The organism is Phytohabitans rumicis (assembly GCF_011764445.1).
GTDB lineage: Bacteria > Actinomycetota > Actinomycetes > Mycobacteriales > Micromonosporaceae > Phytohabitans > Phytohabitans rumicis.
In genome coordinates, this window is record NZ_BLPG01000001.1 from 5,943,700 (window position 1) to 5,960,252 (window position 16,553).

The following is a 16,553-nucleotide window of genomic DNA, read 5'->3' on the forward strand; positions in this document are numbered from 1 at the left end:
CGAGTTCTTTCGCATCCTGATTCGCTTCTTGCGTTGATCGGTCTGAATTTGTATGGTCGTCGCCACGGAAGCTGCACGAACGCTGCACGGCCCTCCCACGAAAGGCCGGTATGCCATGCCCAGACGCCTCCTCGCCGCCCTGCTCACCGCCGGTCTCGTCGTCGCGTTCGGGCAGGCGCCCGCCGCGGCCGCCGGTGGCCCCAACCTCGCCGCCGGGCGCGCCGCCTCGGCCAGCAGCACGAACGGCCCGTACCCGACCGCCAACCTCACCGACGGCAACCAGGCCACCTACTGGGAGAGCACCAACGGGTCGTTCCCGCAGTGGGCACAGGTCGATCTCGGCAGCGCCCAGAGCGTCGACCAGGTCAAGCTGAAGCTGCCGGCGAGTTGGGAGGCGCGCACCCAGACCCTCACCGTGCAGGGCAGCGCCGACGGCGCCGCCTTCGCCACGATCGTGGCCTCGACCGGGTATGCCTTCGGCCCGGCCAACGCCAACACCGTCACCGTCGACTTCGCGGCGACCACGGTCCGCTTCGTCCGGGTGCACATCACGGCCAACACCGGCTGGCCGGCGGGGCAACTGTCCGAACTGGAGGTGTACGGCGCCACCACCCCGTCGTCCGGCAACCTGGCGGCGGGCAAGACGCTGACCGCCAGCTCAGCGAACGGCCCGTACGTCGCGGGCAACGCCAACGACGGCAACCAGGCCAGCTACTGGGAGAGCACCAACGGCGCGTTCCCGCAGTGGCTCCAGGTCGACCTCGGCGCCTCGCTGAGCGTCAACCGCCTGGTGCTCAAGCTGCCGTCGACCTGGGAGGCGCGGACCCAGACCCTTGCCGTCCAGGGCAGTCTGGACGGCGGGAGCTTCACCACCGTCGTGGTCTCGACCGCGTACGTCTTCGGCTCAGCCAGCGTCACCATCGCGTTCACCGCCGTCACCACCCGGTACGTGCGGCTGAACATCACCGCCAACACCGGCTGGCCGGCGGGGCAACTGTCCGAACTGGAGGTCTACGGGCCGGCCACCGGCGACACCGAGGCGCCGACCGCGCCGGGCAGCCTGGCGTACACCCAGCCGGCGACCGGGCAGATCCGGCTCACCTGGACCGCGTCCACCGACAACGTCGGCGTGACCGCGTACGACGTCTACGCCAACAACGAGCTGCGCACCAGCGTCGCCGGCACGGTGCTGGCGTACACGGACACCCAGCCGGACGGCGCGACCGTCGCGTACCACGTGCGGGCCCGGGACGCGGCGGGCAACCAGTCGGCCAACAGCAACACCGTCACCCGGCCCGGCACGCCGACCGGCGGCACCAACCTGGCCGTGGGCAAGCCCATCACCGCCTCCGGCACCATCCACACGTTTGTCGCGACCAACGCGAACGACGACAACGTCACCACGTACTGGGAGGCGAACTCCAACGCCTACCCCAACACGCTGACCGTCCAGTTGGGAGCGAACGCCGTCGTCGGCTCGGTGGTCCTGCGGCTCAACCCGGACGCGGCCTGGGGCACCCGGACCCAGACCATCCAGGTGCTCGGGCGGGAGCAGAGCGCATCCTCGTTCGCCAGCCTGGTTTCGGCCGCGACGTACACCTTCAACCCGGCGTCCAGCAACACCGTCACGATCCCGCTGACCGCGACCGTGGCTGACGTGCAACTCAGGATCACCTCGAACTCCGGGGCGCCCGGCGGCCAGGTCGCCGAGTTCCAGGTCTTCGGCACGCCGGCACCGAACCCGGACCTGACCGTCACCGGCACGTCGGCCAGCCCGGCTTCGCCGGTGGAGACCGACGCGATCACGCTGTCCGCGACGGTCCGCAACGCCGGCACCGCGGCGTCCGGCCCGACCGAGGTCAATTTCTACCTGGGTACGGCGCTCGCCGGCACCGCGCCGGTAGGCGGGCTCGCGGCCGGGGCGTCCACCACGGTCTCCGCCGGCGTCGGGCAGCGCGACGCCGGCACGTACCCGTTGAGCGCCAAGGTGGACGAGGACAACGACGTCATCGAGCAGAACGACGCGAACAACGCGTACACCCACCCGTCGGCGCTCGTGGTCACGCCGGTCGCCAGCTCCGACCTGGTCGCCGCCGCGGTGACCTGGACACCGAGCAACCCGTCCGGCGGGGCGACGGTCTCGTTCTCCGTGGCCATCCGGAACCAGGGCACCATCGCCTCGGCCGCCGGGGCGCACGGCGTCACGCTCACCGTGCTCGACGCGACGGGCGCGGTCGTGCGTACCCTCACCGGATCGCACAGCGGCGCGATCGCCGCCGGTGCCACCGCGGCCCCGGTGAGCCTCGGCACCTGGGCCGCGGCCAACGGCCGCTACACGGTCCGCGTGGTGCTCGCGGCCGACGGCAACGAGTTGGCCGTCAAGCAGCCGAACAACACCAGCGAGCGCCCGCTCTTCGTCGGCCGCGGGGCGAACATGCCGTTCGACCTGTACGAGGCGGAGGACGGCACGGTCGGCGGCGGCGCGGCCGTGGTCGGTCCAAACCGGACGATCGGTGACCTCGCCGGCGAGGCGTCCGGCCGTCGCGCCGTCACGCTGAACTCGACCGGCTCATACGTCGAGTTCACCACGCGGGCGAGCACCAACACGCTCGTCACCCGCTTCTCCATCCCGGACGGGACCACGTCGACGCTCAACGTGTACGTCGACGGCGCCTTCCACAAGGCGATCCCGCTGACGTCCAAGTACGCCTGGCTGTACGGCAACGAGGCGAGCCCCAGCAACTCGCCGGGGGCGGGCCCGCAGCGGCACATCTACGACGAGGCGAACATCTTCCTCGACGCGACCGTGCCTGCCGGCCACCGCATCAAGCTGCAGAAGGACGGCGCCAACGCGGGCACGTTCGCGATCGACTTCATCAGCCTGGAGCAGGTCTCGCCACTGTCCAACCCGGACCCGGCGCGCTACACCACGCCGACCGGCCTCACCCACCAGAGCGTGCAGGACGCCCTGGACCGGGTGCGGATGGACACCACCGGCACGCTCGTCGGCGTGTACCTGCCGCCGGGCGACTACCAGACCGCCGGCAAGTTCCAGGTGTACGGCAAGGCGGTCAAGGTGGCCGGCGCCGGTCCCTGGTACACCCGGTTCTACTCACCGTCCACACAGGAGAACACGAACGTCGGCTTCAGTGCCGAGGCGTCGGCCAACGGCTCGACGTTCTCCGGGTTCAGCTACTTCGGCAACTACACCTGGCGGGACGACGGGCCGGGCAAGGTGTTCGACTTCCACAACGTGTCCGGCATGGTGATCGAGAACGTCTGGGTCGAGCACCAGATGTGTCTCTACTGGGGCACCAACTCCGACAATGTGACCATCCGGAACACCCGGTCCCGCAACCTGTTCGCCGACGCCATCAACATGACCAACGGCAGTACGGGCAACCTGGTCAGCAACAACGAGTCCCGGGCCTCTGGTGACGACAGCTTCGCCCTCTTCGCCGCCGTCGACCAGGGCGGCGGGGACCAGCGGGACAACGTGTTCGAGAACCTGACCTCGATCCTCACCTGGCGCGCGGCCGGCGTGGCGGTGTACGGCGGGTTCAACAACACGTTCCGCAACCTGTACATCGCGGACACGCTGACGTACTCCGGTGTCACGATCAGCTCGCTGGACTTCGGCATCCCGATGGACGGCTTCGGTGCCAGCCCGCCGACGGTGTTCGACGGCGTGTCGATCGTCCGGTGTGGCGGCCACTTCTGGGGCGCCCAGACGTTCCCCGGACTGTGGGTCTACTCGGCCACCGAGATCTTCCAGGGGATCCGGGTGAGCAATGTGGACATCATCGATCCGACGTACCACGGCATCATGTTCCAGACCGACTACGTCGGCGGTCAGCCGCTTTTCCCGGTGGCCGACACGGTCTTCACCAACGTCTCCATCTCGGGGGCGCAGAAGAGCGGTGACGCGTTCGACGCCAAGTCCGGCTTCGGCATCTGGGCCAACGAACTCCCCGAACCCGGCGAGGGCCCGGTCCGCGGCTCGGTCACCTTCAACAACCTGCGCCTGACGAACAACTTCGAGAACATCAGGAACACCACCAGCACCTTCACCATCACCGTCAACTAACCCGTGATCAAGGCGTCCTTCAAGTCGTTCTAACGACTTGAAGGACGCCTTGATCACGACGATGGGACGGCTATCGCGGAGAGCAGCAGGCCGTCCCGGGCCAGCCAGCGGCCGTCGAAGGACGGCAGTGGCGCCGGGACCAGCAACTCGGCGTGGAAGGTGCCGGCTGGGTCGAGGGATACCCGGGCCTCGCTGAAGTCGAGCCAGCTCCGGGTGAGCGGGAACCACGCCTTGTAGACCGCCTCCTTGGCGCAGAACAGCAGGCGGTCCCAGTGCACGGAGCCACCGAGCCGCTGGATCATCTCCCGTTCGGCCGGCAGCGAGATGACCCCGAGCACCCCCTCCGGCAGCGGGGCGTCCGGCTCGGCGTCCAGGCCGAGGGTCAGCACGTCGTCCCGGTGCGCCACGGCGCAGGCGCGGTAGCCCTCGCAGTGCGTCATGCTGCCGACCACGCCCGCCGGCCACCCCGGCGCGCCGCGTTCGCCGGGCACGATCGGCGCCGGCGCGTACCCGAGCCGGGCCAGGGCCTCGCGCGCGCACCTGCGTACGGTGGTGAACTCGCGGCGGCGCTTGTCGACCGAGCGCGCGATGACGGCCAACTCCTCCGGGAAGAGCTCGACGGGCGCCTCGTCGTCGTACGCCTCGACCGCCGACACCACCGGCGGCAGCAGCTCACGCAGCACGGGCGCCGTCCGGTACCGGGAGGATCTGCCGGGGGCCCTTCGGCTGCGCGCCGCGGCGCTTCCACTCGCGCGGGTAGCCCACCGACACCTCCTCGAAGCGGACGCCGTCGAACCGGTTCACGCGGGGGATGTGCAGGTGCCCGTAGACGACGGCCGCCGCGTGGTAGCGGGTGTGCCAGTCGGCGGTGTGGACGGTCCCGCACCACTGGGCGAACTCCGGGTGGAGCAAGATGTCGGTCACCTCGCGGACGAGCGGGAAGTGGTTGATCAGTACCGTCGGGCGGTCGCCGAGGGCGTCCAGGCGCCGCCGGGTCAGCTCGAGCCGCGCCGCGCACCAGGCGTCCCGGCTCGGGTACGGGTCGGGGTGCAGCAGGAACTCGTCCGTGCACACGACGCCGGCGTCGTACGCGTTGGCCAGCGACGCCTCCTTGGTCTCCAGCCCCGGCATCCGGAACGTGTAGTCGTACAGCAGGAACAGCGGCACGACGGTGACCGGACCGCCCTCGCCGTCCCACACCGGGTACGGGTCCTCGGGGGTCACCACGCCGAGCTCGCGGCATATCTCGACCAGGTACCGGTAGCGCTCCTCGCCGCGCAGCTGGACCGGGTCCTCCTTCGGCGTCCACAGCTCGTGGTTGCCGGGCGCCCAGACCACGGTCCGGAACCGGTCCGCGAGCGTCCGCAGCGCCCACTCGATGTCGGCCACCTTCTCGCCGACGTCGCCGGCCACGAGCAGCCAGTCGTCCGCGGAGTCGGGCCAGAGATCCTGGACAAACTGCCGATTTTCCGCATATGCCACGTGTAAGTCACTGATGGCCAGGAGCACAGCAGGAATGTTACTGGTTGACAGCCAATAGCTAACTGTTAGACCCTAGCGGTTAGGTATTAGAGGAGTGGCTATGAAACACGTCGTGCTTGGCCTGCTCGCGGCCGGTCCCGCCCACGGATACGAGGTGCGGCGCCGGTACGACGAGCTGTTCGCGGGCGCGGGCGTGGAGGTCAACGTCGGGCAGATCTACGTGACCCTCGGCCGGCTGGAGCGGGACGGGTTGGTTACGCAGACCGCCGAGGGCGGAGGCGACCGGCGGGATCGGAAGATCTACCGGCTGACCGACACGGGGGTCAAGGCGCTGCGCGAGTGGTTCGCCGAGCCCCCCGACACCCCGCTCGTCAAGCCCGACGTCCTGCTGCGCCTGGTCACCGCCCGGCTGGCCGCCCAGGTGCTGCCCGGGATCAACGCTCGGGCGATCATCACCGACCACCGCCAGCGCTGCCTGGAGGCGTTGCGCGACCTCGACCGCCAGGCCGGGCGGACCACCCCCGGCAGCGTCAGCGGCCTCCTCGTGCAGGCCACCGCGCTGCACCTCCAGGCTGAGCTGCGCTGGCTGGAGGCGTGTGAGCAGCAGCTCGCCCAGATCCTTCCGGCGACGAAGACGGAGACGGACCATGACTGACTCGTTGTTGCGCGCGACCGCGCTTGAGCGCACCTACCGCGGCGGGACCCGCGAGTTCGCCGCCCTGAAAGGCGTTTCCCTGGCCGTCGCCCCCGGCGACTGGGTGGCCATCACCGGCCCGAGCGGCTGCGGCAAGTCCACCCTGCTGCACATGTTGGGCGGGCTCGACCGGCCCGACGCGGGCGAGGTGTGGCTGGCCGGCACCCGGCTGGACGACCAGTCGGAGAGCGGCCGGGCGCTGTTGCGGCGCCGGCACGTCGGCTTCGTGTTCCAGTTCCTCAACCTGGTGCCCACGATGACCGTCCTCGGCAACGTGGAGCTGCCCATGGTGCTGCAGGGGGTCGGGCGCCGCGATGCGCGCACCCGGGCCCTCGCCATCCTCGACGAGCTGGGCGTCGCCGACGCCGTCGACTCGGCGCCGGCCGAGCTGTCCGGCGGCCAGCAGCAGCGGGTCGCGCTGGCCCGCGCGGTCGTACACGGGCCGGACGTGCTGCTGGCCGACGAGCCCACGGGCGCGCTGGACTCGGCGTCCGCCGACATCGTGCTCGACCTGCTGCGCCGCCGCCACGAGGGCGGGCAGAGCATCGTGCTGGTCACCCATGATCACCGGGTGGCGGCGGCCGCCGACCGCGTCGTGACCATGCTCGACGGGGAGATCGTCGACGAGCGTGACCTGACCGGCAAGACCGCCAAGCAGACGTACGCCAATCTGATCAACCTGGAGGGCTGAGGCATGTCCGCCACCCTTCGCCTCGCGCTGTCCGGGCTGCGCGGGCGCGGCCGGATCGCCGCGGTCGCCACCGCGCTGGTGGCGGCCCTCGCCGCCGCGGCCGTCGTGGCCGGCCTGTCCGTGCAACGCCAGGGTGGCCCGCTGGTCGACGAGGTCTACCGCGAGGCCGGCCACCCCGACCTGGTCGTCTACGGCGAGCCGGGCGCGCTGGAGGCGCTGCGCGGCGACGCCGCGTTCGCCGCGACCACGCCGGCGACGCCGTTCGTGATGGCCGAGGTCGCGCTCGGCGCCGGCTCCGTCGAGGCCCGCGTCGGTCCCGCACCGTCCACTGTGGGGCGTCCGCTGCTGCGCGCCGGCCGGTGGCCGGCCGCCGGATCCACCACCGAGGTCGTGTTCGACCGGGCCGCCGCCGTCGAGGCCGGGCTTCGCGTCGGCGATCTGGTACGACTGACGACCGCTGGCCGCGTCGTGACCCTGACCGTCGTCGGCACCGCCGTCGACCTCACCGACTGCTTCTACCCCGACTGCGACCCGATCCGGCTCTTCGTCGACCCGGCCGGATTGGCGGCGCTGGCCCCCGACCCCGCCGAGCGTGGCACGCTGCTGATCGCCCGGCTGGCCGACCCGGACTCGGCCGACGCGGTGGCGGCCCGGATGGGCACACGCGAGGGCGTCGACGGCGTCCAGCCCTGGCCGGACACCCGCGACGACATCCTCACCGCAGAGCGCATCTTCGGTGCCGCGCTCGCCGGATTCGGCCTCTTCGTCCTGCTCGCGGCCGCCTTCGTCGTGGCCGGCACGGCCGCCGCCCGGCTGCTGTCCCGGCGCCGCGAGATCGCCCTGTTGCAGTCCGTCGGATACACCAACCGGCAGGTCATCGGCGGGCTCGTGGCCGAGACGCTGCTGCTGGGCACGGCGGGCGCGGTCGTCGGCTGGCTGGCCGGCAGCCTGCTCGCGCCGTTCCTGCAGGTCGGCATCGGCGGCGCGCTGGACCGTCCCGGGCTCAGCCTCAGCCCGGTGTCGCTGGTGATCGCGGTCGGCTTCGTCGGCCTGATCCTCATCGCCGCGACCGTGCTGCCGGCCCGGCGCGCCGCCCGCCAGCCGGTCTCGGACGTGCTGCGCGACACGCCCCGCGGGCGGCGGCGCCGGCCCGCGTCGCCCGGCTCCTGGAGCGGCTCCGGCTCGGTCCGGCGTACCGCTACGGGCTCGGGTCGGTGCTCGCCAGGCCGGGCCGGTCGGCGCTGACCGCCGCCGCGCTCGCCGTCGCCGTCGCCGCGATCGTGGTCGCCGCCGGGTTCGTGTCCACTATGGGCAAGGTGGTCGACGATTCGGCCCGCGCCGGCGACCCGTACGACGCGGTCGTCGCCCCCGAGGGAGCGCCGGCCGACCTGCCCGCCATCCTGTCCGCGATGCCGGCGGCGGCCGGCTGGTACTCGCAGGTGGACCGCCGTACGACGCTGGGCGAGGAGACGTTCCTGTCCCGGGCGATCGGCGGTGACCCGGACGACGCCGGTTTCGTGGTCCGCGAGGGCCAGCCGCTGCGGGCGGCCGGGGAGGCGCTCGCCGGGTACGGGTTCCTGCGCCGGTTCGGGCTCGACGTCGGCGACACCGTCCACATCAGAGCTGGCGAGACCCCGCTCACCCTGAGGATCGTCGGCTGGTACACCGAGACCGAGGACACCGGCGAGGTGCTGATGTACCGGGCCGAGATGCTGCCCGGCGCGACCCCGGACGCGTACCTGGTCGTCGCCCAGCCGGGCAGCACGCCGGAGGCGCTCGCCGTGGCCCTGCGCGACCGCCTCGGACCGGCCGTGACCGTGCGCGCCCGCGAGTCCGACCCCGACGAGCTCGGCGCGTTCACGAACTCGCTCCTGGCCATGGCCGTGCTCATCCTCGTGGTCAGCCTCGCGAACCTCGCCGCCGCGCTGCTGAGCGGCGCCCGGGAGCGTTCGCGCGTGCTCGGCGTGCTGCGCACGGTCGGCTTCACCGTCCGGCAGACCGTCGCGCAGTCCGCGACCGGCGGGGCCGCGCTCGGCCTGGTGGCCGGCGTGGTGGGGCTGCCCGCCGGGCTGCTCGCCCTGGGGCCCTGTCCGACCAGGCCACCGTCGCGGTCGGCATCGGGCCGGGGCTGAGCGAGCTGCCCTCCGTCGTGGTGCTGGCCGGGATCATCCCGGCGGCCGTCCTGGCGGGCGCGCTCGCCGGGGCCCTGGTGACCCGGCGCCTGGCCGGTACGCCCGCGTCCGAACTGGTCCGTTGGGAGTGAGTGCGATGACGATGCTGCAGGAGCCGGTCGCGACCAGGTCGGCGCGCCGCCCGGAGCTGGAAGCGATCCGCGCGTTCGTGGTGATTGGGCTGGTGCTCTTCCACTCGGCGCTGGTCTTCGACGCCCGCGACGACTTCTACGTCAAGAACGACGAGACCACCGGCGTCACGATGATCTTCGCGGGCCTCGGCGTGGTGTGGGCGATGCCGATGCTCTTCCTGATCGCCGGCCTCGGCTCGTGGCACTCGCTGCGCCGGCGCGGCCCGGGCGGGTTCGCCCGGGAACGGCTGGGCCGGCTGGGCGTGCCGCTCGTCTTCGTGACGGTGGCGCTCGTGCCGTTTCCACAGTGGATACGGCAGGGCGCCGAGGGCTCGTACCTCGCCTTCCTGCCGCGCTTCTTCGACGTACGGCTGGAGCTGGCCGACTTCCCGTTCGTGCTGCAGGGCGAGCACTTCGAGACCGGTCACCTGTGGTTCGTGGTGCTGCTCCTGGCGTACTCGATGATGCTGGTGCCGGTCGTGGCCTGGCTCCCGCGCGACCGGGGCGAGCGGATCCGGGCCCGGCTCGGGGCGGCGGCGCGGCGGCGCGGCGCGGTGCTGCTCCCGGCGGTCCCGGTCGCCGCGATCTGTGCGGTGGTGGGCCTGGAGGAGGCGTTCGCGGGCTGGAGCCGCTGGGCGTACCTGCTGTTCTTCCTGTACGGCTTCGTGCTGGCCACCGACGAGCGGTTCCGGGCGGCGGTGCGGCGCGAGGCGGTCCCGGCGGCCGTGGTCGGCGTCGCCGCGCTCCTGGTGGGCATGCCCGCGTTCCTGGCGGCGGACGATCCGTTCACCGGCATGAGCGGGCTCGCGATCGGCGCCCGCGCGCTGTACGGCGTGGCCGGCTGGTGCGTGGTGGTCGCGATCCTCGGCCTCCTCGACCGTCCTCGTGCGGAGGGCACCGGCGGTACGCCCCGGCCGGGCTACGTGGCCACCGCGGCCCTCCCGCTGTACCTGCTGCACCAGCCGATCGTGGTCGCGGTCGCGTACGGCGTGGTCCGCTGGGACGCCCCGATCCCGGCCAAGTACGCCGTCCTCGTCGCGGTCTCGCTCACCCTGACGCTGGCCGCGTACGAGCTATTGGTCCGCCGTACCCGGGTAACCCGGTACCTGTTTGGGATGCGCTCTTGAGCGTTGGCCGGCTATCTTCATCGGCATGAGTCGACGGGTAGCCGGCCTGCCACTGTTGGTGGCGCTGCTCGTCACGCTCTTCGGCGTGCCGCAGCCGGCGGCGCTCCCGCCGGTCGCCCCGTCGACCAGCGCGATCAAGGCGGCGGTCGCCACCGGCGTGCCGACCGCGGTGGCCGCGCCGGAGCTGAGCACCTTCGGCCTGGCGGCGGCCACCGCCACGCTGCCGCCGCCGCCGGCCGGCTGGTCCACCGCGGTCCGCTCCACAGTGGACACGATTGCCGTCACGTATCTCCTCGCTTACCGGGGTCGGGCCCCGCCGTCGTACGGCGTACCCGTCTAAGTCCCGATCCCTTTCCACAGAAGCGAGGAACCCATCGTGTCGCGCGCCAATGCCGCGCGCGCAATTCTCGCCCTGGTCGTGCTTGTCGTGTCCGGATGGCTCATCGCCGTCCGGCCGGTGCGGCTCGGGTTGGACCTGCGCGGCGGTACCCAGATAGTGCTTCAGACCAAGGACGGCGAACTGGCCAAGGCCAACGCCCAGACCACGGACCAGGCGGTGGAGGTGCTCCGCCGCCGGGTGGACGCGCTCGGCCTGTCCGAGCCCACCCTGACCCGCGCCGGCGACCGCCGGATCATCGTCGAACTGCCCGGCGTCGGCGAGCCGCGGGAAGCCGCCGAGGTGATCGGCCGTACCGCGCAGCTGACGTTCCGGCCGGTGCTCGGCCTCGCGTCCACTCAGGACGCTGGCGAGTTGGTGCTGCCGGACGAGCGGGGGGAGCGGCTCCGGCTCGGCCCGGCCGCGCTCGCCGGCCAGCAGGTGGAGGGCGCGGAGGCGGCGCCCGGCCAGGTCGGCGGCTGGGAGATCCGGCTCGCGTTCCGGGACGCCGGGGTCGGCGCCTGGGCGAAGCTCACCGGCACCGCCGCCTGCGCGCCGCAGGGCGACCCGACCCGACGCGTCGCCGTCGTGCTGGACCAGCAGGTGCTGGTGTCCGCGGAGGTCTCCGCCGATACGCCGTGCGAGGTGGGCAACACCGCCGGCACCGCCCGGATCACCGGACAGTTCACGGGCGAGGAGGCCAAGGAGCTGGCCCTGCTGATCCAGGCCGGCGCGCTGCCCGTACCCGTGGAGATCATCGAGCAGCGCACGGTCGGCCCGACGCTGGGCCAGGCGGCGATCGACGCGTCCGCGCGGGCCGCGATCCTCGGCGTGCTGGCCACGGCGGTGTTCGTCATCGCCGTGTACCGGCTGGTGGGCGCCCTGGCCGCGGCGGCGCTCGGCGCGTACGGGCTCATCTCGTACGCCACGCTGCTCGCCCTCGGTGCCACGCTGACACTGCCCGGACTCGCCGGGTTCGTGCTGGCGATCGGCATGGCGATGGACGCCAACGTGCTGGCGTTCGAGCGGGCCCGCGAGGAGTTCGCCACCGGGCGGCGCTCGCTGGGTACGGCCATGCGGGTCGGGTTCGCCCGCGCCCGCTCGGCGATCGTCGACTCCAACGTCACCACCCTGCTGGCGGCCGCGCTGCTGTTCTTCCTCGCCTCCGGACCCGTACGCGGCTTCGGCGTCACGCTCACCGTGGGCGTGCTCGTGTCGCTCTTCACCGCGCTCGTGCTGACCCGGGCGCTCGCCGAGGGCGCGCTGCGCCGGGCCAGGCCACGGTGGAGCGGCATCGCCCACAGCGGCTGGGTCCGCCGGGCCATCGCGCGCCGGAATCCGGACCTCATGGGCCGGCGCCGCCGGTGGCTGGTCGTCTCCGCGGTCGCCGTGGCGCTCGCGGTGACCGGCATCGCCGTGCGCGGGCTCAACGTGGGAGTGGAGTTCAGCGGGGGCCGGCTCGTGACGTACTCGACGAGCAGCCCGCTCTCGGCGGACGCCGCGCGCGCCGCGGTGGCGGACGCCGGACTGCCCCGCGCCGTCGTGACCTCGCTGTCGGACGGCATCAGCGTCCGCGCGGGCCGCTTCGACGACCAGACCGAGACCCGGGTACGCCAGGAGCTGGCGCAGGCCGGCGGCGGCGACGTGCAGCGGCAGCGCGACGAGTCGATCGGGCCGAGCCTGGGCGCGGAACTGCGGCGCAAGGCGGTGCTCGCGTTGCTGGTGGCGCTCGGGGTGCAGCTGGTGTACCTGGCGGTGCGCTTTCGCTGGCGGTGGGGCGTGTCGGCCGTGGTGGCGATGGGGCACGACGTGGTGCTGCTGGTCGGCGCGTTCGCGTGGCTGGGCCGGCCGGTCGACGGCGTGTTTCTGGCGGCGCTGCTGACCGTCATCGGGTATTCGGTCAACGACTCCGTGGTGGTCTTCGACCGGATCCGCGAACTGGTCCGCGCGCGCAAACGGACGCCATTCGCGGCGGTGGCCAACCAGGCATGCCTGCAAACCATTCCGCGCACGGTCAACACCGGCCTGGGGGCGGTCTTCGTCCTGGTGGCGCTGGCGTCGCTGGGCGCCGACTCCCTGGTCGACTTCGCTCTCGCGTTGCTCATCGGCGTGGGTGTCGGCACGTACTCGTCCGTCTTCGTCGCCACCCCATTAGCCGTCGAACTATCCCGCTAGCAGCAATTGTCGTACGCCTGTGCGGGCTCCCTTTTGGTCGTAGGATGTCAATTGACGTCGTCTTGGAAAGGGTTTACCTACGGCCACAGGGGAGTCCATGCTTCCTCTCTATGTCGAACCTGACCCGTCTGTCTCGCCAACGCCCAGTAATCGTCTAATTGAAGTCGACCCCGGGATCGGCGTGGCGGCGCTCCAGTCGGCGGACCTGTCGGCCGACCCAACGACGGCGTGGACGCTCGGGCAGCATGTCGTCTTGGCTGACGGAACACGCGCGTACTGGGACGGCGACCACTGGCGGGACGGCGAAGCGCCATAGCGCACAGCGAGATCGCACGGTGCTAGGGTGCCGCAGGTGACCGACGCAGACGTGCACCTTGTCGCCCAGCCGCGTATCGACACCGTCGTGACGGAGTTCCAGTCCGAGGCCCGCCGGCTGCGGAGCGACTACGCCGGGTTTGCCTGGATCGGCGACGAGCCCGACGCCGAGAGCGGCATGATGGGGCAGGACTACCAGCACCGCACCGTGGACTCGCAGCTCTTCCTGCCCGACACCCACTGGTACAACGGGGACGCGCTGGACGACGCCGAGGTGCAGGTGACCGTGGGCTTGGTGCAGGTGCCCGGCACCGGGCGGGGCACACAGGGCCTGGTGGGTGCGATCGCCGAGCCCGAGGTCAACTTCTTCGAGCACCCGGACAACGCCGGCGGGGTCGGCGTGTGCCTGGGCCTGCGCGGCGAGATCTGGTCCAACGTCGGCCTGTCGTACCGGGTGACGGTGGTGTCCAACCCCGATGCCATCGTCCGGGTCGGCGAGACCGAGTAACTAGCGGGCGCCTACCGACGGCTGGCTCTCCGCCGCGGACGCATTGATCGTCGCCTCGACGTCGGCGATGGCGCCGGCGAGCAGCTGGCGGAGCGCCTCGTCCGGGTCCACGACGCACGCGCGGGCGATCCCCGGCACCGCGAACTCGACGGTCCGCGGCGCGCCGTGCCGCTGGAACATGCGGCGGGACACCGACACGTCGTGGGTGAACCGGTATGCCCAGCGCGCCGCCAGCGGTGCCCGCAGCAACGCCTCGCGGCTGGTCTCGTCGAGGCTGCCCGGCGGCCGCCCGTCGAGCTGGGCGAGCACCCGGTTGCAGCTCAGCAGCGAGACCGCCATCGCGTTTTGCAGCTCGGCCGAGACCACCGGCAGGGCGGTGGCCGCCGCCCGCAGCGCGATCCGGGCGTCGACGCGCACGTCGTCGCTGGTCAGCCCGATGACGGACGGGATCATGGGAGCCAGCCGCTGGCGGCCGGCGTCGCTGGTGTGGTCGTTGACGAGCCGCGCGAGGGAGGCCAGCAGCGGGTGGGTGCAGGCGGGATGGTCACTCCACCGCTCACCGGCGAGGAACGACGCCATCTCCATGAAACAGGCGCCCTTGCGCGGGTTGCGATGCTTGCCCCGGGACAGCACCGGCACCAGCTCGGGTAGGTGGGCCTCTATGATCGACATGCAGCACCCCTCTGGTTTCTCTCAGTGTCCCTCAGCACAGCCGATCCGTCACCCGGTCGGCCTCTCCTGGGGGAGAGGGCGGACCCAGCGGGTCCAGGTCGGGTCCGGCGCGTAGCCGGCCGTCCGGTACAGCTGGTGGGCGTCCGGATTGGCGTCGTCGACCATCGCGTCGGCGCGCCGGCCGCCCAGCGCGGCGAAGCGGCCGGCGGCGGCGTCCAGCAGGGCCCGGCCGATGCCCTGGCGGCGGTGGTCGGGGGCGACGGCGAGCCGGTAGATGTGGCAGCGCCAGCCGTCCCAGCCCGCGATCACCGTGCCGATCATGATGCCGTCCCGCTCGGCGATCAGCACGGACTCCGGGTCGTGCTTCAGGAGGCGGGTCACCCCGTCGATGTCGTCGCTGACGCTGGTGCCGTGGGCGGCCGCCGCCCAGAACCGGAGGAGCGCGTCCGCGTCGTCGAGCCGTCCGCTGCGAATCTTCACGGATAAACTCTCCCCGACGATGTAGAGATCGCCCAGCGCGCTCCGACCTACCCGTGCGAGGTGCCCGATCGGGGGCGCCGGACCCATGAGGGGTGTAGTCGTGAAGTACATGTTGCTGATCTACCAGAACCAGGCCGACTTCCAGGCCCTGTCCGAGGACGAGAAGAACGACGTGATGAACGAGGTCGGCGAGATCATGACAGAGCTGACCAAGTCGGGCGAATGGGTCGACGGGCAGGCGCTACACGCGCCAGAGACCGCCAAGACAATCCGGGTACGCGGTGGCGTGCCAGCGGTCACCGACGGCCCGTTCATCGAGGCCAAGGAGCAACTGGCCGGCCTGTGCGTCTTCGAGTGCGACAGCGTCGAGCGGGCCGTCGAGATCGGCAAGCGGTGGCCGGACGCCCGCTACTGGGCCGTAGAGATCCGCCCTCTGATCGACATCCCAGCCGAGTAGGGCTGCAAGGAAGGGCACCTTGTTATCGCTTTTTGCATAACAAGGTGCCCTTCCTTGCACTCAGATGGCGGCGGCGTCGGACACTCTCCACTCGCCGTTGACAGGGACCATCGTGAGCACGACCCGGTTCTGGTCGACCTTCTCGCCGGCCGTGTTGATGTTCCGGCGGTACTGGTTGAGGTAGAGCAGGAGTTCGACCCGGTCGCCGCTGGCGCTCACCACGCCGGTGGCGGAGACCTCGGCCAGCACCACCGCCTGCTCCTTCGTGGCGGTGGCCTTCAGGGCCGCGGTCGTCTGGGCGTACTCGTCGGCGAAGGAGCCGGTGACGAAGAGCCGCCCGTTCGCGACGCTGGTGTCGAAGGTGCGGTAGTCGTACGAGAAGATCGCCTTCGCGGCCGGGTTGGCGGCGGCGAGGGACTGCCGCACGGCGGTTTCGCGCTGGTCGGCGCGGTGGTGGGCGTACCAGCCGGCGCCGGCGGCGCCCGCGGCGAGCGCGGCCGCGACCGCGAGTACGGGGATCAGCCTGAGCTTCATCGAAGGCACTCCTAACCCACGAACTGGAGGCGGGACACGAGCCACGTGCCGCCGTCCCGGGTGACGTCGACCTGGATGCGGTAGTGCGAGGCCCGCCCGTCCGGCGCCTTCACATTCTTGACCGTGGCGTCGACCGCGACGAGCACCACCGCGGACTTCCGGTCCCCGGAGATCAGGCCGGCGCGCAGCACCGTCCCCGTCGACTCCACCTTGTTCTCCACCACGGCGGCGCGTACCTGGGCCTGCCCGCGCACGAACTCGTCCTTGAACTCGCCGGTCGCGCCCGCGACGATCCGCTGCAGATCGCGGTCCACACTGGACGCGCTGACCGAGACGAAGTTGACGGACGTCTGCTTGGCCGCCGCGAGGGCCTGCTGGCGCGCCTGGTCCAGCGCGCGGTCGCCGTACCAGTGGTAGCTGGCGACGCCGGCGGCGGCGAGCGCGAGGGCGAGCAGGGCCGCGAGGGCAATCACCGTCCAACGAGGACGGTGCTTCGGGATGGCTTCGACGACACCGGCTCCTCGTCGAGGTGCTCCAGGAGCGCCACCGGGTCGTCGTCGTGGCGGGGCAGGCGGCGTACCACCGCGCGCCGGGTCACCGGGCCGCCCGTACCCTTCACGAGCTTGAGACGGCGTTCTCGCGTCGGCATGTCG

Annotated in this window: 17 protein-coding genes; 10 read left to right on the forward strand and 7 right to left on the reverse strand. The window is 71.8% G+C overall.

Translation table 11 applies throughout. The annotated features are described in order from the left end of the window. Positions 1-115: 115 nt before the first annotated feature. Positions 116-4,087: a discoidin domain-containing protein gene (locus tag Prum_RS27095; RefSeq protein WP_173079046.1), complete on the forward strand. Its 3,972-nt coding sequence runs from the start codon at positions 116-118 to the stop codon at positions 4,085-4,087. Between the two features lie 53 nt (positions 4,088-4,140). Here the strand turns inward: Prum_RS27095 and Prum_RS27100 are convergent, their stop codons facing one another. Next, entirely contained in the window at positions 4,141-4,770 is a 630-nt protein-coding gene (locus tag Prum_RS27100) for a 4'-phosphopantetheinyl transferase family protein (RefSeq protein WP_173079047.1), read from the reverse strand. Then, positions 4,760-5,605: a metallophosphoesterase family protein gene (locus tag Prum_RS27105; protein WP_246278621.1), complete on the reverse strand. Its 846-nt coding sequence runs from the start codon at positions 5,603-5,605 to the stop codon at positions 4,760-4,762. Before Prum_RS27105 ends, Prum_RS27100 begins: the two co-directional genes overlap by 11 nt. Before the next feature lie 64 nt (positions 5,606-5,669). Between Prum_RS27105 and Prum_RS27110 the strand changes: the two genes are divergently transcribed. The 8 genes from Prum_RS27110 to Prum_RS27145 all read left to right on the forward strand — a co-directional run bounded on the left by Prum_RS27110 (position 5,670) and on the right by Prum_RS27145 (position 13,757). Then, positions 5,670-6,224 (forward strand): PadR family transcriptional regulator, encoded by a 555-nt coding sequence (locus tag Prum_RS27110; RefSeq protein WP_218577352.1) that lies wholly within the window; start codon positions 5,670-5,672, stop codon positions 6,222-6,224. Continuing rightward, positions 6,217-6,954 (forward strand): ABC transporter ATP-binding protein, encoded by a 738-nt coding sequence (locus Prum_RS27115; RefSeq protein WP_173079048.1) that lies wholly within the window; start codon positions 6,217-6,219, stop codon positions 6,952-6,954. Before Prum_RS27110 ends, Prum_RS27115 begins: the two co-directional genes overlap by 8 nt. A 3-nt stretch (positions 6,955-6,957) precedes the next feature. Next, on the forward strand, positions 6,958-8,199 hold the full coding sequence (locus tag Prum_RS27120; RefSeq protein WP_173079049.1) for an ABC transporter permease: 1,242 nt from the start codon (positions 6,958-6,960) through the stop codon (positions 8,197-8,199). Continuing rightward, entirely contained in the window at positions 8,169-9,086 is a 918-nt protein-coding gene (locus Prum_RS27125) for an ABC transporter permease (protein ID WP_173079050.1), read from the forward strand. The genes Prum_RS27120 and Prum_RS27125 overlap by 31 nt, the downstream gene beginning before the upstream one ends. A 136-nt stretch (positions 9,087-9,222) precedes the next feature. Next, positions 9,223-10,383, forward strand: coding sequence for an acyltransferase family protein (locus Prum_RS27130; protein ID WP_218577353.1), 1,161 nt, complete (start codon positions 9,223-9,225; stop codon positions 10,381-10,383). Between the two features lie 25 nt (positions 10,384-10,408). Beyond that, positions 10,409-10,723: a hypothetical protein gene (locus tag Prum_RS27135; protein ID WP_173079051.1), complete on the forward strand. Its 315-nt coding sequence runs from the start codon at positions 10,409-10,411 to the stop codon at positions 10,721-10,723. A 36-nt stretch (positions 10,724-10,759) separates the two neighbouring features. Continuing rightward, a complete protein-coding gene (gene secD, locus Prum_RS27140) occupies positions 10,760-12,934 on the forward strand; it encodes a protein translocase subunit SecD (RefSeq protein ID WP_173079052.1) in 2,175 nt (724 codons plus the stop codon). 352 nt (positions 12,935-13,286) lie between these two features. Then, complete coding sequence (locus Prum_RS27145; RefSeq protein ID WP_173079053.1) at positions 13,287-13,757, forward strand: hypothetical protein; 471 nt, start codon at positions 13,287-13,289, stop codon at positions 13,755-13,757. Here Prum_RS27145 and Prum_RS27150 read toward each other — a convergent pair whose 3' ends face one another. Continuing rightward, the gene (locus Prum_RS27150; protein ID WP_173079054.1) at positions 13,758-14,429 is read right to left on the reverse strand and encodes a hypothetical protein; all 672 of its coding nucleotides are present in this window, start codon (positions 14,427-14,429) and stop codon (positions 13,758-13,760) included. 48 nt (positions 14,430-14,477) lie between these two features. Continuing rightward, positions 14,478-14,909 (reverse strand): GNAT family N-acetyltransferase, encoded by a 432-nt coding sequence (locus Prum_RS27155; protein ID WP_246278118.1) that lies wholly within the window; start codon positions 14,907-14,909, stop codon positions 14,478-14,480. A 109-nt stretch (positions 14,910-15,018) separates the two neighbouring features. Between Prum_RS27155 and Prum_RS27160 the strand changes: the two genes are divergently transcribed. Continuing rightward, a complete protein-coding gene (locus Prum_RS27160; protein WP_246278622.1) occupies positions 15,019-15,366 on the forward strand; it encodes a YciI family protein in 348 nt (115 codons plus the stop codon). Between the two features lie 60 nt (positions 15,367-15,426). Here Prum_RS27160 and Prum_RS27165 read toward each other — a convergent pair whose 3' ends face one another. From Prum_RS27165 to Prum_RS27175, 3 genes are read right to left on the reverse strand one after another with little or no spacing between them, the layout of a single operon-like run. Next, on the reverse strand, positions 15,427-15,900 hold the full coding sequence (locus Prum_RS27165) for a hypothetical protein (RefSeq protein ID WP_173079056.1): 474 nt from the start codon (positions 15,898-15,900) through the stop codon (positions 15,427-15,429). An 11-nt stretch (positions 15,901-15,911) separates the two neighbouring features. Next, positions 15,912-16,373: an Rv1363c family protein gene (locus tag Prum_RS27170; RefSeq protein WP_173079057.1), complete on the reverse strand. Its 462-nt coding sequence runs from the start codon at positions 16,371-16,373 to the stop codon at positions 15,912-15,914. Continuing rightward, a complete protein-coding gene (locus Prum_RS27175) occupies positions 16,370-16,549 on the reverse strand; it encodes a hypothetical protein (RefSeq protein ID WP_173079058.1) in 180 nt (59 codons plus the stop codon). The genes Prum_RS27170 and Prum_RS27175 overlap by 4 nt, the downstream gene beginning before the upstream one ends. Between the last annotated feature and the right edge of the window lie 4 nt (positions 16,550-16,553).

Excerpts from the sequence above, each read along its gene's own strand:
- Prum_RS27115 (WP_173079048.1), top strand. The coding sequence starts at position 6,217 with ATGACTGACTCGTTGTTGCGCGCGACCGCGCTTGAGCGCACCTACCGC.
- Prum_RS27150 (WP_173079054.1), bottom strand. The coding sequence starts at position 14,429 with ATGTCGATCATAGAGGCCCACCTACCCGAGCTGGTGCCGGTGCTGTCC.
- Prum_RS27135 (WP_173079051.1), top strand. The coding sequence starts at position 10,409 with ATGAGTCGACGGGTAGCCGGCCTGCCACTGTTGGTGGCGCTGCTCGTC.
- Prum_RS27095 (WP_173079046.1), top strand. The coding sequence starts at position 116 with ATGCCCAGACGCCTCCTCGCCGCCCTGCTCACCGCCGGTCTCGTCGTC.
- Prum_RS27175 (WP_173079058.1), bottom strand. The coding sequence starts at position 16,549 with ATGCCGACGCGAGAACGCCGTCTCAAGCTCGTGAAGGGTACGGGCGGC.
- Prum_RS27130 (WP_218577353.1), top strand. The coding sequence starts at position 9,223 with ATGACGATGCTGCAGGAGCCGGTCGCGACCAGGTCGGCGCGCCGCCCG.
- Prum_RS27160 (WP_246278622.1), top strand. The coding sequence starts at position 15,019 with ATGTTGCTGATCTACCAGAACCAGGCCGACTTCCAGGCCCTGTCCGAG.
- Prum_RS27110 (WP_218577352.1), top strand. The coding sequence starts at position 5,670 with ATGAAACACGTCGTGCTTGGCCTGCTCGCGGCCGGTCCCGCCCACGGA.
- Prum_RS27165 (WP_173079056.1), bottom strand. The coding sequence starts at position 15,900 with ATGAAGCTCAGGCTGATCCCCGTACTCGCGGTCGCGGCCGCGCTCGCC.
- Prum_RS27120 (WP_173079049.1), top strand. The coding sequence starts at position 6,958 with ATGTCCGCCACCCTTCGCCTCGCGCTGTCCGGGCTGCGCGGGCGCGGC.